The organism is Halobacteriovorax sp. DPLXC-1 (assembly GCF_036903125.1).
In the GTDB taxonomy this organism is placed as follows: Bacteria; Bdellovibrionota; Bacteriovoracia; order Bacteriovoracales; family Bacteriovoracaceae; genus Halobacteriovorax_A; species Halobacteriovorax_A vibrionivorans.
Genome location: NZ_JAYMCO010000001.1, coordinates 432,219 through 448,377, shown reverse-complemented (window position 1 = coordinate 448,377; position 16,159 = coordinate 432,219). Strand labels below are relative to the sequence as shown.

The following is a 16,159-nucleotide window of genomic DNA, read 5'->3' as shown; positions in this document are numbered from 1 at the left end:
TTATTGTTGTTTTTGAAGATGATTAAAAAGCAAGTGTAGCTTCAAGATAAGCTCCGACTTAACAATATCAGGTGTCATCTTCATGGCCCAGCGAAAGTGAACTCCACTTTCTTTTGTGCTTCTTAGTTTACTACTCCATATTGGATGATTCTTGGCCAAGTCAGCAGATAAGACTGCGTACCAACGACTGAAGTTTTCCTGACTTTGACCTAGAAGGGCCTCCATTACTTCAAGAGATTTTTCTGTCGTTATTCTTTTTATGGAATAAATATTTAAAGAACTAAGTTTAGCTTTTTCTAGTTCATTATTTAAATATGTCCCAAAGAAAGAAACAGTAAAGTCTTTGGCAACCTCTGAAGTTTGTTCTTTATAATTTTCAAGCCTCTGGTAATAAGGAGAGAGAACAAGAGAACGATATACACCTTCACGTGTTCCCCCTTGTTCTAGAGTACTATACCACTTTGATAACTCATTTCGATTTGCTTCTAAACCTCTTGTCGCTTTAATTAGCTCATTTATATAAGAGAGATTATATTGAGACATTTTTTCTTTTGAAAAAGGTGAATTATATTTTTTCTTGTTATAAACACTTAAGTCTTTTGCATCTTTTTTAATTGTTGGTATCTCAGGTAAAGTAACTTCGTCCTTTGCTCCCCAAATTTTATCCGCAAGTTCTGATGAAATATTTTTTTCAACAAATGGCCTTAAGTTTTGTAGAAAATTAACCTGTGCAAAGGTCGTACTCGCAACTAAACAAACAATAATGAGTTTCTTCAAAATGGTCCCCCAAAAAAAACAATAAGTTATCAATATTTCCTCATTATAAATGCCCTTCGTATTTTTAGGAAGTTAGCAAAAATTAGCCACATATTTTTGTCAAGTTTTTATCCAAGTCACAGGCAAGAAATACCTCTATCCCCCCGTAAACAGGGGTTATTTCAAATTTCGTAAAGATTATGGACGTTTCATTCGATAATAATTGTATGAAAACGTTAAAAGGTAGACCGTCACTCCATTTATTATTAATCTTACTTCTCATCACATCTTCATGTGTGCCAGATAGCTTAACTAAGTTTAAGGAAGAAGGTGCAACAAGTGATGATGCATCAAGTTCAGTTGGTGAAGTCGTCGATCCACCATCAGGATTTGAGGATGATGAAGGAAATGAGATTTCAGCAGACAGTATCGATATTCCATCGTCTGTTTCTTATGACAGCTCCAAAACACATATTTTTGTTACGGGTGACTTAAGCCTAATGAATGTCAGTGGCTCAAACTTAGTTAACTATATTCAACCAAGTGGAAACTTTGGCGATTATACAATCATCGAGTCATCTGGCGGCGACACTCTAAGTAATCAATATAGTGAGTTTATAAGTCAAGAAGACAAGTTTTTTTCAGTAAGTGACTCTACTCAAAATAATTTCTTAGATCCAATCTCAAATCCAGGCTTTAACTTTGGAACAGATTTAGAAACAACATATGCAAGCGTTTTCACTCTTGAAAGTAAAACAGGGACTATTAGGCTTGGAGATATAAATGCTGCGCCAATTAGAACATTTACTGCTGCAAACGCAAACTTCAACTTCTATGATCCACCGAATGCAACCGCAGAAACTATAACTGTAACTTCGATGCCTAAAATTGCCGTTATGGCACCTATCCCAGAAAAGCTTACTTTTGAAGTCGATTCAAGTTTTAACTGTACTGGAACAGATATAGGAACAAGTGTTCCAAGTACCCCTACAATTGGTGATGTGTATCTTGACTCAGGTACTTGTTACTTCAATTATGATGGAACAAATACAAATACTGTGGCATTTCCATTTTCTGGCCCTGTATATATTGGCTTTCAATTAAATTCAAATACAGGATTTTTAGCTGACGATTCTATTACATCTGAAACATTCTCAACTGCATCAGGTGCAACAGGAACAATAACTTACAAAGATGAGTCTAATTCTATCTTTGGAACAATCAGCTCAGGAGAAATATACCCTGGTGACGTTATTGACAATCAATCTCCATTCTCTAATACAGAAGGAGTTATTGAGAAACTTAAGTATTACTTTCAACCTGATTCAAATATTGTTTTAAAACTTATCAATGATACATCTGTAAGTCCTATTTCACATATTAGCTATGACAATCATACCAATATTGAAGTTACTCCAGATCTTCCTTCAACATTGAAGCTAGTAAAAGATGTGGATAGTCCATTATTTGGCTACATCATTGATGTATCAGGAGGGGCAGATCACGAACTACAAACTGCAAAAGAATACTCTGTTACGGTATCAAATAACATATCAAAGAGAACTTTTACGTTTGACATAGGTATTGTAAACCCGCCTGAGAAGCTTTCTTACTCTCAACTTACAGCTTTTAAAGTAAAGAACTTAATTCAAAGTACTTCAACATTTGTCGTAGGCCAAGAAGTAGCAACTGTTGCAACACCTCCTCTAACAGAAGGTGCAAAAGGTGTTATCAAGAAAATTTTAGACATTGATGGAAATGAGAAGTATCTAATCGTACAGGTTATTTCTGGTGAATTCGTAAAAGATTCTTCGATTGATAACTATAAAGAGTTCGTAGATGAAGAAGCAGTTATTCTAACGGAGCCGGTTTCTTTAACTCATGTTATGGAACTTAATACAACGGCTGCATTCACACCGACTTATATTGACCAACAACCGGCACTTTGTCAGGAGTTTATAGCAGCACCTTCAAATGAATATGCAAAAGCGATTGTAACTGGAAACCCAACGGATACAGGGCTATCTGGATACGTTTTTGTTAATCAAGTAAAAGATCCTGATGATACAACGGCCAATCGTGACTTTATTGCAAGTAATACTAATTTAGCTGATTGTGATTTAGGAACTTCATATACAATGCTAAGTATGTGGGCTCCAGTTATAGAAGCAACGTTTTCAGATACAGCTAGTTTAGTATCAGGAATGGACGTTTTAACAACAACGAATCGTGCAAGCTTATCATTATCTGCCATAGATTCAACGAATGATACAGCACTGCTGCAAAGTGCTGATGGTAAGCCAATTACTTTAACTCTGCCTGCACAATTCTCATCAGTGAGACCGTATTCATTAAATGCAGACTCAATAACAAATTATAAATCTCTAACAACTTTTGAACTTCAAAGAGGTGTTGAGTCATCACTTTTAGCAACTCTTCCAAGAGGAGATTCTGTTGTCTATTCTGTTGAGCCGGAACTTCCACCTGGACTAACGCTAGATCCAGACACAGGACGAATTTCAGGAATACCTGAAGTTGCTGCAGCTTCAAAAAACTTTGTCGTTACAGCAAAAAATATTTTAGGTTCTGCTTCGAGCTCTTTCAATATTTTAATTGAAGACTATTTTGAAGTTGAAATTGATATTGATAATACTCCACTGTTCTATGGCCACAAAGATGGTGAAGGTAATATTTTTAATAAATGCCGAATAAAGAAGAGAGATATTATCAGTAATCCAAAATCATCAGCATCTGATATTGAAGATGTTATTGATATAGATTGCTTCTTCGATATTGGAGAAGGTGACCTTTACGCAAGAGATATAAATATTAATGCAAATGTTGGTCCAGGAATGTGCCATACTCTTGAATATGTACCATTCTCTTACTTTAAGCGTAGACCTAATAAGACAACAGACAATCAAGTTACATATGATGGCACAGTATCGGACTACATCGTTCAAGTTGTAACAAATGCATCTCCCGAATGTCTTGCAGCAGGGACAACAAGCTTCTCAGCTGGCCAAGGAAATGGAAACATTTACGGTGGTGGTGATGCTAACGTTGCGACTTACACAACTGATGGAATCTACATTAACGGAGTACCATTCTCTGGATCTCTTGATGATATCTGTACAGGGAAATACAGTGAAGATATCAACTGTGATGACGGTGGCTACTCACTTGGTTTAATAAACTTTATCTATACTGAAGAAGTTAGGGACGATACTGGAACACTCATTACACCATCAGACTGTACTAACACAGTAGAAGTTGTGAAACATACGTGTGAAGGAAATCCTAGAAGCTGCCTTGACGGACCAATTGTCGAAGAGTTTGGTAGAAGTGATGTTGAGAAAGGTTTTTATGCAAAACTAACGGAAGCATATAATGGAGTAAATACAACTCAATCACCAACTCGACCACTTGAGAGAGGTGGTAATACAAATGTACTGGTAACAAATTACCTTACTGAAACATCTTGTCATGATGGGAATACGGACTACTATGCAGACGGAATAAAGGCTCACGCTTTATCAGCTACATATGAAGATACACCTAATAATATTGTTGATCCATTTATGGGAGCCAATCCTTTTTATACTTTTAACTGCCTTGACCAAGCCAATGATGTTCAAGCAAGAATTAACGTTCACATTAGAGATTGGGATACAAGCTTTGATCTAACAAACCTCGACAAAGCTTATATTGCAGGTAACTGGGCAATGGATAACTCACTGTCAGATTTATTTGGTAACCCTATCAATGGATTTGACGATTGGGACGATTTAAATAGAGGAACAAATTATAGTGCTTGTGGACCATCGACTGCACCAACAGTAGGAACTGCCTACACTGTTATCCCTCTAACAATCTTTTCTGCAACGAAGTCCGAGCTGTCAGTAAAAGTTACTGGCGGATTTCCAAGCGAATACTTTTACCCTGGTATGGAGATTCGTATCGGTACAGATGATTACCAGATTAAAGGTTACGACGATGATGAATTCTTCTTAACGTTGCCACTTCTTCAAAACTACACTTCAGGGGATACGATTACAGGGCGATATCTCTACGAGTTCCCTGCATATAAGTATAGAGATGAAGAATAAATATAACTAAAGTACACGACCAACTAAATCAAAATCTAATACTTCGGTGATCTCAACTTCAATGAGGTCACCGATTTTTAAATCTCTCTCATTTAAATCATTGATAATAACTTTTCCATCAATATCCGGAGCTTGTCCAAAGTGGCGACCGACAATTAGAAGATCAGTATCCTCATGTGTTCCTTCAACTAAGACTTCAACTGTTTGACCTAAGAAGTCTTGATTAAGCTCGCGAGCAATTTCTTTTTGAGCTTCATATAAGCGATCAAATCTTTCATCAATCACTTCCTGAGAGTTTTTATCTTTAAGACGATAGGCCGGTGTACCTTCTTCATCAGAGTATCTGAAAATACCAAGGTGATTAAAGCGAGCCTTTTTTACACCTTCTAAAAGTTTTTCGAAATCTTGTTCCGACTCACCAGGAAAACCGACAATAATTGAAGTTCGTAGAACAATACCTGGTATTCTCTCACGAAGCTTAACAATTCTCTCCATGATCTTCTCACCAGTGATCTTTCGATTCATTCTCTTTAACACGTAATCAGAGAAGTGCTGAACTGGCATATCAAGATACTTACAAACTTTTGAAGATGTTGCCATCTTTTCGATTACTTCATCAGTTAATTCATCTGGGTAGAAGTAGAAGAGTCTAACCCAATCAACACCATCAACCGTTTCAAGGCCAGACAGGAGTTCAAATAGATTATTTTCATCACTTAAATCAACTCCATAATCAGAAAGGTCTTGAGAAATAAGATTTAACTCACGAACACCTGATTCAGAAAGTTTCTTTGCTTCTTCAACCAGAGACTCAACAGTACGTGAACGAAGACGCCCTCTAAGTGTTGGAATAATACAAAATGTACAATTTCGATTACACCCTTCAGATATCTTTAACCAAGCAGTATAAAATGGAGAAGTATTAAGTCTTGGGTCAAATTCAGTATGAATAAATCTTGGGACTTCAACAAATGACTTCTTTTCTAATTTATTATTTTCTAAAGCTGTTAGAAGAGGAACAATCTTATTGTATTCACCTGTTCCAATAAACATATCAACTTCAGGAAGACTTTTTTCAAGTTCATCTGAATATCTCTGAGCCATACAACCTGACACAACGAGGGCCTTACATTTTCCGACCTCTTCATCTTTATAGTCTGCAAGGTCTAGAATCATCTCTATCGATTCTTGCTTTGCCGCTTCAATGAAAGAGCATGTGTTAACAACAATTACTTCAGAATTTTGCGGTTCAGTTTCAACCTTGAAGCCATTTAGGCCCATATGCCCTAGCATAACCTGAGCATCAACAAGGTTTTTAGAACAACCCAGAGAAGTAAAGTAGACCGTGCGGTCGTTAAATTTTTGGTTAACTTGAGATGAAATCTCAGTCATATATGTCTCCAATGTAAGCGAAAGTAGGTACTTATAAGTCTCAACCGACGTTTTTTCAAGGTCTTATGTAATTTTTTTAGGTACAGAAGTGCCTATTTTCAATTACTTGAAGGAATTACCTTCTCGGCCTATTCTAGATAGTAATGAGATTAATTATTATAACGACATTTATTTTACTTCTGGCCTCTTGTACAAACTTAGATCGTCCTCCAAAGGAGCGTAAAGCAAGTGGTGAATTAACAAACCTACTTGTGAAGATTTCAAAGAACGACAAAGTCTCATGTCGAGAATATGAAAAGTTTTTAGTGACAGATTTCCCTTTAGCTCCTTGGCTGAGAGCGAATTATCATAAAAACTGCACAAAGAGTATCCAAGAACTCAGTGAAGAATATAAGAACGTAGAACAATATCCATACTGGGCCCGTGAAGAACTCATCGACGCCATAATCTCAAAGCCTTATTACAATGATACTTATGTAAGTGCCGTATTAAATAAGATTGATTATTTGAAAACACGTGGAGAAACAGAAAGACTACTTCAAGACAGTTTAAAAAAATTTCCACAAAATACAAATGAATACGATCGAATCTATGAAAAACTAATTGAAGTTTCACCTCGCTTTAACACATCTCCAAAGCCAGAAGAGTTTATGGAAGTTGGAAAGAGTTTTGAGCGTGATCGCCAATTCCCAAAGGCGAGAAATTTCTATCGTCGTGTTATTAGAAATAAAGATTCCACAAAAGAAGAAAAGGTCGATGCTTGGTTTCGACTAGCATACTCATATAAGAGAGAACGCAAAGGTGATAGCTTTCGTGAAAATATCAGAGGACTTGTACTCTATCTTCAAAAGAATCGTGAATCAGAATACTTAAAAGAAAAGCATGCTGAGTATTCAATTCGTTTAGCAAGAATATATTGGACGGAAGATAATCTACAAAGAGCAGTGAGAGTCCTAAGAAACCTACTATTATATAAGGAAGTTCCAAACGATTCAGTAGTAACGACTTATTATACAATCGGTGGTATTTTTGAAGATTTAAGAAAATATGATCGCTCTATTAAGTTTTATAAAAAGGCATATGCAGCAATTGAAAAAGAACATGAGCATCTCGAAAGCATTGTATGGAATCTCGCCTGGACAAATTACAAAGCTGGAAATTATGAAGAAATGATCAGTTGGTTTGATCAGTTTGAAAGTAAATCAGAAGAGGCAAATTACCGTTTTCTTTATTGGAAATTTGTAGGCTTAAAAAAGCTTAATCGATTTAAAGAAGCACAAGAGCTTCTAAAAAGAATTCAAGACGAAGATCAATTTGGATACTATGGCCAAATTGCTCATATGAATCATACAAAACTTGAACACATCAACTATCGTGAAAGGTTTGATATTACTATTAATGAACTGGCCTGGGCCGTATACTTAAACAATACAGAACTTGCTAAGAAGATCATCGATAGTAATGAAGATGTAAGCTATGGTGACTTATATGCGGCCAAATATTTCAATATTATGATCTTCAAATTCTTCAGAGAAAGTGATGAAAAACAAAAAGAGATTCTAAGTAAAGATCCACAATTTGCATTTCCTTTAGCATTCAAAAAGGAATTCCTTGAGAATAATCGCTCAAAAACAGTCACAACTCCACTACTTATGAGTATCGCTAGACAGGAGTCGGCCTTTAATCAATATGCACGCTCACCTGCCGATGCATTTGGACTTCTTCAATTAATTCCGGAACAAGGTAAACGTCTTTCTAGACGCTATAAGATTCCATACAATAGCTATGAAGACCTTTATAATCCAAAGATTAATATCACCTTCTCAAGCCTTCTTCTAAACGAGTTAATGAAGAGAAGAGATAATAACTTTATTGATTTTGTGGCCAGCTATAATGCTGGAGGTACACCGGTAAGACGCTGGAGAAGCCGAATTAAACTTCCAGACCTAGAGTATATTGAAGAGATTCCTTACAAAGAAACACGAAAATATGTAAAACTTGTAACGAGAAATTATCTCATATACTCACGATTACTAAGTGATGAGCCAATTACTTTGAAAGAGAACTTCTTTCGCGGTGGCTTTATTGATATGAAACGTTAGCACCTTTTGGTACTTGAAGGATAAAGTTCTTCTCTTGAAATTTCTTATTTGTGGCAATATTAGATAGTTCTAAATTAACACTCTTGCCATCAGCATAGTTGATTTCAATCTTTGAAAGATTACTGAATTTCTTATCTGTCGATTTAAAAACAAGCTTTGTTTCAATTACACCAGTATCCTTTACGGCCTTTTCCTCAAAGACCAGTACACTGTATTTTTCGCTGTCTTTAACCTTGTAGTTCTTATTTGTTTTTAATCCACTTTTTAAGAGATCAAAGAAGTTGGATAGCCCTTTATCACTTCCCTTATGGATAACAATCTCAGCAGGATCTCCAGGCATAAAGCCATCTCTCTTATACCAAGTTGTCTTTTCATTCGTTACATAAACAAGAGCATCAGTTCCAACTTGCTCAAGTCTAAGTTTTCCTGGGTACTGGTAATCAAAAGTCCCATTAGACTCTTTAGGCGTTCCCGTTAATTGGTTTTTTACAATTTGTTTGTATTTAGTAGAAAAAGACCTTGGAACGAATCCCAAGGCCATATTTGAAATAATTGTCAGTAGTAATAGTTTTTTCATTACTGTAATTGTACCGAAACTGCCTTTGAAACACCAGGCTCCTGCATTGTTACCCCGTATAGTGTATCATTTAACTCCATTGTTTTCTTATTATGTGTAATAAGAATGAACTGTGATTCAGCGCTCATTTCACGAAGAAGTTCATTAAAACGTCCTACGTTGGCATCATCAAGTGGAGCATCAACCTCATCCAGTAGACAGAATGGAGATGGCTTAACTAAGAAGATAGAGAAGATTAGTGAAACCGCAGTCATGGCCTTTTCACCACCAGACATTAGGTTGATATTTTGCATCTTCTTACCTGGAGGTTTTGCAATAATATCAACTCCACATTCTGCATCTTCAATATTTCCAACGATCTCTAGACGAGCTTCCCCTCCACCAAAGATAATTGGGAATACTTTTCTAAATCTCGTATCAACTTCTTCAAAGGCAATTTTAAATCTTTCTTTTGATTTCTCATCAATATGATCAATCGCATTTTGAAGATCTTCTAGAGACTTTCTAAGCTCTACTTCTTGAACCTTTAAGAAGTCATAACGTAGTTTTTGTCTGTCATAATCTTCAATCGCCTGCCAATTAATCTCACCTAAGCGACCAAACTCAGACTTATAATTCTTAAGCTTATGCCCTTGGTCTTTAAGATCTTGTCCATATTTACGAACAAACTCATAAGATTCTTTTTCAATCTCTTTTGGTCCATTCTCAGTTTCCATGAAGTACATTGTTGAAATATCATTAAGCTTTTCAAAGTCAGACTCACCATATTCAAGATAGCGACCAAGAGTCTCGCGAAGATCAACACGGTACTTCTCAAAAATATTACGTACGCACTCTTCTTCTTCATTAAGACATCTTTCAAGACGAACTTCTTTTTCAGTAATTTCCTTGTCGGCTTTATTGATATTCTTAGTGAGTTCTTTAACCTGCTCTTCTCTTTCTTGCATCGCAAGTAATAATTCAGAGAACTCATCTTTCATAATGCTTAGGACTTCATCTTTACTTGCAAGAACATCTGCCTTGTCATTATTTGAAAGTTCAAGCTCTTCAATCTCAACTTGAATCGTTTCGATTTCATTTTCAAGTTTCGTAATTAATTCAGTATTGGACTCTTTACGAAGCTTTTGCTTTTCAATTTGTTTTTCAATATCCTCTGACTGAGAACGAAGTGAATTTACACGCTGTTCAAAAGTCTTGGCCTCAACTTGTTTAGAAACATAAACCTCACGATCAGCTTCATAAACCTCATTCATCTCATTATATCCATCACGTAGATCTTGAATTCTTTCAGACATATCTGAAATTGATTCTTCTAGTGATGACTTCTCTTTATGAAATGATTCCTCTTTTTCAAGAATAGCAAGTCTAAGCTTAGACGTTTCATCCTTACGATTCTTAAGAATATCAAGTCTCGTATTTCCAGATTCCATTGAAGCAAGCTTCGACTCTAAAGCAGAGTTCTTTGCTGCATAATCTGCTCTTGCTTCACTTAGAGCAAGACGAGCATCTTCTAGTTCTTCAACTTTCGACTTTAACATCTCATTTGAAGCACTTACTTCTTCTTCAAGGTTGGCAACTTTTTCATTTAGAGAGACTAACTCGTTTTCAAGAGTTTCAATTGTATTATTTCTTTCAATCGCACTTTGACCTTGCTCTCCAGATCCTTTGATATGAAGAACTGTCGCATTACGGCGATTTCTAATTTGAATATTTCCTGCAATATCTGAGATTCCACCAAATGAGATCGAGCTCTCAAGTGAAGCAACCTTATCAACGTCAAGAGTATCAACGATAAATAAGCTTGATAAATAAGGAGTCAGTTTCGCTTTATACTCTTCAGGTAATTCAATAATATCACTTAACGTTGTTAGCTCTGCTCCTAGCTTAACCTGGAGTCTTTCACGTGCTTCAGCCGAAATGATATCTGCTGATTTATCAGCAAGTAAGATTTCAAGCGCATTCTCATCATTTTCAGACACCCAGTTTTTCAGAAGAGATAGGTCACTTTCAGAAGTAACTAAAGACTCTAAGAACTCTCCAAGAAGTGCTGTAACAGCTTTCGTGTACTTGTCATCACACTTGATAATATTTCCTAGAACAGTGTAATTTTCCGAGTCTACTTCATTTAAGAACTTCGATACACCTTCTTTTGCACCTTCTAGAGATGCGCGGATTTCTTTTAAAGAAGATAAGCGTGATTGTTTCGTAATCTGCTCTTTTGTAAGAGTTTTCAGTTCACTCTCTAGATCACGATCCTTAATAGTTAATTCATTTACTGTTTCTTTCAGGTTTGATTCTGATTCAGTTAACTCCTGCGCTAAATTCTTAGCGGCCATAACCTCGTCTCTTTCCTTGGCAAGTTCTGTTGAAACACCTGAGTATTGTTTTTCAATTGCTTCAATTTCAGTTGCAAGGTCTTGAAGAGTTGCAGCATATTCTTCAAGTTTTGAACTATTTTGAAAGGCTTGTTGTTCCATTTTAACAAGCTCTTCTTTTTTAATATTTAACTCTTCTTCAATTTCATTTATTTGAGATTGGCGATCTTCAAGTTCAGACTTTAAAGTTTCAAGTTTTTCACTTGCAGCTTCATAGTCATAATCTTCTTTTGAAGAAGTGATAACATCATTAATTTCTGTTTCAATTTCTTCTTTCTTCAGTAGTCTTTCTTCAATCTCTTGTGAAAGCTCTTCGATCTCTTTTTGCCTTTGCTCTAAATTCTCTTCCTTATCCGTTAGAGACTTGCAAAGAGCATTAAGCCTTTCTTCTGAAGCAGCTAATTTATTTGAGATCTCATTTCTTTCTTTTTGAAATTCATCAATTTTTGCAGTCTTCTCTTCTCTTTCAAAGCGCTCTTCTTCAAGAGATATCTCTAGAGAATCTTTCTGTGTACTCCAAGCCTCAAGGTTCATTCTTTTTTCAGTAAGTTCTGATGAACCATCACGAAGTTCGCGAAGATCTTCAAAAACCTTGTGTGCATTAACAGAGATTTCAGTGCGCTTAATTTTCTCTTTTAAGTTACGAGCTCTTTCAGCTTTTTCAGCTTGTTTTTGAAGAGATTTTAAATTCTTTTCAATTTCAACAGTAAGATCATTTAGACGATTTAAGTTTTGCTCTGTTGCTTCGATCTTTCTCATCGATTCTTTCTTACGAACTTTGAATTTCGTAATACCAGCAACTTCTTCAATCATTGTACGACGCTCAACCGGTTTTGCTTGAACAAGTCTGTTGATTTCACCTTGAGCAATAATTGAATAAGACTTTGCACCAGCACCAGTATCCATAAATACTTCTTGGATATCTTTGAGTCTTGCTGGCTCTCCATTGATACGATATTCCGTATCTCCATTTCTATATAACTTTCTTGTTAACTGAATCTCTGAAGGGTTTGCAACTTTTCCACCAATGTGAATATGCTTACCATCCGTATTTTCTAAGACAAGAGTTGCCTCGGCCCAAGCAGCTGGATTGTATTTAGAAGAACCAGCAAAAATAAGGTCCTTCATAGAGTTACCTCTTAGGTGTTTAGCTGATTGCTCACCCATAATCCAAAAAAGGGCATCTACGATATTTGATTTACCGCATCCATTTGGCCCAACGATACCTGTAATACCGTCGTCAAAATTAACAATTGTACGATCTTTAAAGGATTTAAAGCCCTGGATAATAAGTCTTTTCAGTTGCACTTTGATTCACTCCGTCAATGTCTACTATATTTTGTGTGTTGTGTAGGGCTTAATGTACCATTTCAAGCACCAAATCGTACACTTTTAATATTTAAGTTTCGCTAAAAGACTTACGTATTTTTAATATCTTACAAAGCCAAAATCCTAACAAGAACTAACACGCCACTTTATATTGTACGAATTTAATACTAGGGCTTCATCATTCACTCAAAGTTGCCGATAAGAAATCCAATGAGCCAAGATCAAAAGACAGTCTATTTCACAATCGACTTTCATCTCGTTTCACGAGAAAAGCCGATGCTATATAATATCTACATCAATTCATCGACGGTAAAAGACAAGGATCACTATGTGAAAATTGTTAAGCCAGGTGAAGTACTTACTGACGCAGACGTGGAGGACTTTAAAAAGTATCAACGTATTCATGTCCTCGAGTCAGAACGAGGTCTTTACTTACAATCCCTTGCTGAAAATGATGATTTTGAATCTCTTGATAAAGTAACGGCCATTAAAGACTCAGCTGTTAAGCATCTCGATGATATCTTTAATCCAGGAAAAGAATTTAATACAGAAATTCTTGGTGAGGCCCTTGATGGTTGTCACGATTCAATGAAGGCCATGGTTGGAGTTATAAAAGACTACGATATCAATAGTCTTAAGAACCTGATCGGTGAATTATCTTTTCACGACTTCTACACTTACGATCATTCAATAAATGTTAGTATGTATAGTGTTCTCATCTATAAACAATATAGACCTAAGGCCAGTGAAGCAGATCTTGTAGCAATTGGGCTCGGTGGACTTCTTCACGACTTAGGGAAAACAAAGATTTCAACTGAAATCCTCAATAAGTCAGGTGGTCTTTCTGATGAAGAATTTGCAGAAATAAAAAAACACCCAGAACTTGGTGTCGAGTTGTTTAGAGAAGCGAACCCAGATTTTCCAGGTTTAAAAAAAGAAGCAATTGAAAGAGTAATTGTTGAACACCATGAAAATATTGATGGTTCAGGCTACCCAAAGGGATTAAAAGGACCTGACCACCACATCTTTTCAAAAGTAGTTTCTGTTGCTGACTTCTTTGATGCCATCACAACAAAGCGTTCATATTCACAAGCACTTCCAATTGAAGATGCTTTAGAAATTATGAAAAAAACAGTTGGAAAGAAGATCGATGCTGAAATTTTTGATTTCTTTGTTAAAAAAGTTTCAAAAGTAATCTTAACTGGAAAGACAATGATAGAACTTCCAGAAGACTTCAACACTGAAATTGCCCACGCTGAACTTCCAGTACAAAAAGTACAACCAAAGAAGCTTGGTGAGAATTTCACAAAAGCACCAGATAATCCTAATAAGATTGAAAAATAAGTTAAATTTATGGGATTTGAAAAATGGTCGGAGTAGCAGGATTTGAACCTGCGACCCCTTGCTCCCAAAGCAAGTGCGCTACCAAACTGCGCTATACTCCGACATTGAAAAATTGGGTGTGATTGTTATAAGTGATCTAAACCTTTTTGGCAACCCAGAACTTAAACTTATTTAAAGTTCCTTAAAAAATTTCACAGCACTATCAACGGCCTTCGCTCGATGAGAATTTGCATTCTTCCACTCTTCTAATTCAGCTACGGTCTTATTGGGAAAGGCTTTAGGGCAGAATACGGGATCGTAACCAAAGCCACCATCTCCCACATAACTATCTGAAATCTCACCTTCCATGCGCCCCTCAAAAAAATATATTTCCTCAGGTGAAATATAGAAACACAGAACACAAGTAAAGAAAGCTTCACGTTTTTCTTTGTCTAAAAGCTTCTCTAAAAGAAGCTCAGCTCTTTGTTTATCTGTTAAACCTTCTCCCCCAAAACGAGCAGAGAAAATTCCCAACTCATCAGGTAATGCCTCTACATTAATTCCGGAGTCATCTGCAAGAACAGGCTTTTTAAATTCTTCATAATATGCCTGTGCTTTTTTTAAGGCATTTTCTTGATAGGTTGTTCCATCTTCAACCACTTCTAATTTAGTTGGTGCTGCCTTTACGGTAACGTTACTATCTTTAAAAAGAATACCAAACTCTTCGGCCTTGTGGGCATTACCAGATGCAAGAATAAAGTTCATTACTGTCCTAAAGTTTCTTTTTGTTTTGCAAATACAATTTTTAATGACTCTGTTGCACAATCCATAAGAGCATCCATTTGTTCTCTTGAAAATGCCTGGCCTTCGGCCGTTCCTTGAACTTCAATAAACTTTCCAGACTCAGTCATAACAATATTCATATCTGTGTCACAACTTGAATCTTCTTCATAATTTAAATCAGCAATAATCTTACCTTCTTTATTAATTCCACAACTAATTGCGGCCAATGGTTCAATAATTGGACTTTCTTTTAAGTCACCACTTGCAAGTAATGATTGAATTGCCAATTCAAGAGCAATAAAAGAGCCAGAGATAGAAGTTGTTCTTGTACCACCATCTGCAACCATTACGTCACAATCTAGCGTAATCATTCGCTCACCAAGCTTTTCAAGATCAACGACGGCCCTTAAGCTTCGTCCAATTAACCTTTGAATTTCCTGAGTTCGTCCTCCAATTTTAGAGCGTTCACGTCTTGAGCGAGTATGAGTTGAACTTGGAAGCATTGAATATTCGGCCGTCACCCAACCTTTTCCACTGCCTTTCATCCACCTTGGAACATTATCTTCAATTGAAGCTGTAATATGAACTTTTGTGTTACCAAATTCAGCTAGTACAGAACCGGCTGCATAAGGGTTAATATTAATAGAAAAGTTAACTTCTCTTGGAGTAGAACGTTCGATTAGTGACATATTGAATACCTCTGATTTTATTAGTATTCTTCGATAATAACATAATGAGAAAGCCTATGAAACACTTACACTTTAAAGAACTTCCCTCTACCCAACTTAAAGCTATTGAATTAATTGAAGAACACAATTCAATTCTAATTAGCGCACAGAAGCAAACACAAGGAAGAGGTAGAAGAGATAATAATTGGGAAGATCTCGAAAATAGTCTAGCTTTCTCATTTAATATTAGCCCTACAGGTAAGCCTACTCTTCTGGCACTAGAAATTGCGATTACTCTTGCGAAGTATTTTGATGAAGATAATTTAAGTCTCAAATGGCCTAACGATATTTACAATGAAAAAGGAAAGAAGGTCATTGGAATCCTCGTAAATAAAGAGGGAGATGATTACATTATTGGTATTGGAATAAATTATGGCCCAGTTACGAAGTCCACTCATAATAACTATGGACAGCTAAAATCAGGTCACTTACTTAACGAAGAAGAGTACAAGACTCTACCGGAGCAAATTTATAAGTATATCTGTGAGAATCGATTAAACGATCATGACATTATCTCAAAATGGAGTCGATTAAGCTTTCATATCAATCAAAAATGTAAAGTTATTGATGGTGATGAGATTATCACTGGCACATTTGAAGGCATTGGTGAATATGGTGAAGCATTGATTAAAAACGGAGATAAAATAGAGAAAGCCTATACAGGCTCTCTCTTATTGGATTAGTT

The 16,159-nt window shown here is 36.1% G+C and carries 10 protein-coding genes and 1 tRNA gene; 4 read left to right on the top strand and 7 right to left on the bottom strand.

Annotated features, from left to right (window positions below; genetic code table 11):
• On the bottom strand, positions 1–777 hold the full coding sequence (locus VCM44_RS02270; RefSeq protein WP_334677887.1) for a hypothetical protein: 777 nt from the start codon (positions 775–777) through the stop codon (positions 1–3).
• A 206-nt stretch (positions 778–983) separates the two neighbouring features.
• On the opposite strand from VCM44_RS02270, the gene VCM44_RS02265 reads away from it, so the two are divergent.
• A complete protein-coding gene (locus VCM44_RS02265) occupies positions 984–4,865 on the top strand; it encodes an Ig domain-containing protein (protein WP_334677886.1) in 3,882 nt (1,293 codons plus the stop codon).
• Between the two features lie 6 nt (positions 4,866–4,871).
• Here VCM44_RS02265 and rimO read toward each other — a convergent pair whose 3' ends face one another.
• Complete coding sequence (gene rimO, locus VCM44_RS02260; RefSeq protein WP_114705813.1) at positions 4,872–6,257, bottom strand: 30S ribosomal protein S12 methylthiotransferase RimO; 1,386 nt, start codon at positions 6,255–6,257, stop codon at positions 4,872–4,874.
• A 143-nt stretch (positions 6,258–6,400) separates the two neighbouring features.
• Here rimO and VCM44_RS02255 point away from each other — a divergent pair, with 143 nt between their 5' ends.
• Positions 6,401–8,359, top strand: coding sequence for a lytic transglycosylase domain-containing protein (locus VCM44_RS02255; protein WP_334677885.1), 1,959 nt, complete (start codon positions 6,401–6,403; stop codon positions 8,357–8,359).
• On the opposite strand, the gene VCM44_RS02250 is transcribed toward VCM44_RS02255, so the two are convergent.
• Both VCM44_RS02250 and smc read right to left on the bottom strand, forming a co-directional pair.
• Complete coding sequence (locus VCM44_RS02250) at positions 8,340–8,936, bottom strand: outer membrane lipoprotein carrier protein LolA (RefSeq protein WP_114705815.1); 597 nt, start codon at positions 8,934–8,936, stop codon at positions 8,340–8,342. The two genes, VCM44_RS02255 and VCM44_RS02250, sit on opposite strands and share 20 nt — an antisense overlap.
• The gene (gene smc, locus VCM44_RS02245) at positions 8,936–12,619 is read right to left on the bottom strand and encodes a chromosome segregation protein SMC (protein WP_158536773.1); all 3,684 of its coding nucleotides are present in this window, start codon (positions 12,617–12,619) and stop codon (positions 8,936–8,938) included. Before smc ends, VCM44_RS02250 begins: the two co-directional genes overlap by 1 nt.
• Before the next feature lie 231 nt (positions 12,620–12,850).
• On the opposite strand from smc, the gene VCM44_RS02240 reads away from it, so the two are divergent.
• A complete protein-coding gene (locus VCM44_RS02240; protein WP_114705817.1) occupies positions 12,851–13,984 on the top strand; it encodes an HD-GYP domain-containing protein in 1,134 nt (377 codons plus the stop codon).
• 24 nt (positions 13,985–14,008) lie between these two features.
• Here VCM44_RS02240 and VCM44_RS02235 read toward each other — a convergent pair.
• The 3 genes from VCM44_RS02235 to rph form a co-directional block, all read right to left on the bottom strand.
• Positions 14,009–14,085, bottom strand: a tRNA-Pro gene (locus tag VCM44_RS02235).
• 70 nt (positions 14,086–14,155) lie between these two features.
• Positions 14,156–14,728, bottom strand: coding sequence for an RdgB/HAM1 family non-canonical purine NTP pyrophosphatase (gene rdgB, locus VCM44_RS02230; RefSeq protein WP_334677884.1), 573 nt, complete (start codon positions 14,726–14,728; stop codon positions 14,156–14,158).
• Positions 14,728–15,435, bottom strand: coding sequence for a ribonuclease PH (rph, locus tag VCM44_RS02225; RefSeq protein WP_114705819.1), 708 nt, complete (start codon positions 15,433–15,435; stop codon positions 14,728–14,730). The genes rdgB and rph overlap by 1 nt, the downstream gene beginning before the upstream one ends.
• 56 nt (positions 15,436–15,491) lie before the next feature.
• Here rph and VCM44_RS02220 point away from each other — a divergent pair, with 56 nt between their 5' ends.
• Positions 15,492–16,157 (top strand): biotin--[acetyl-CoA-carboxylase] ligase, encoded by a 666-nt coding sequence (locus VCM44_RS02220; protein ID WP_158536774.1) that lies wholly within the window; start codon positions 15,492–15,494, stop codon positions 16,155–16,157.
• Positions 16,158–16,159 lie beyond the last annotated feature (2 nt).

What these genes read in the sequence shown, in the direction of transcription:
- VCM44_RS02265 (WP_334677886.1), top strand. Translation starts at nt 984, where the DNA reads ATGAAAACGTTAAAAGGTAGACCGTCACTCCATTTATTATTAATCTTA.
- rimO (WP_114705813.1), bottom strand. Translation starts at nt 6,257, where the DNA reads ATGACTGAGATTTCATCTCAAGTTAACCAAAAATTTAACGACCGCACG.
- VCM44_RS02255 (WP_334677885.1), top strand. Translation starts at nt 6,401, where the DNA reads ATGAGATTAATTATTATAACGACATTTATTTTACTTCTGGCCTCTTGT.
- VCM44_RS02250 (WP_114705815.1), bottom strand. Translation starts at nt 8,936, where the DNA reads ATGAAAAAACTATTACTACTGACAATTATTTCAAATATGGCCTTGGGA.
- VCM44_RS02240 (WP_114705817.1), top strand. Translation starts at nt 12,851, where the DNA reads ATGAGCCAAGATCAAAAGACAGTCTATTTCACAATCGACTTTCATCTC.
- rdgB (WP_334677884.1), bottom strand. Translation starts at nt 14,728, where the DNA reads ATGAACTTTATTCTTGCATCTGGTAATGCCCACAAGGCCGAAGAGTTT.
- rph (WP_114705819.1), bottom strand. Translation starts at nt 15,435, where the DNA reads ATGTCACTAATCGAACGTTCTACTCCAAGAGAAGTTAACTTTTCTATT.
- VCM44_RS02220 (WP_158536774.1), top strand. Translation starts at nt 15,492, where the DNA reads ATGAAACACTTACACTTTAAAGAACTTCCCTCTACCCAACTTAAAGCT.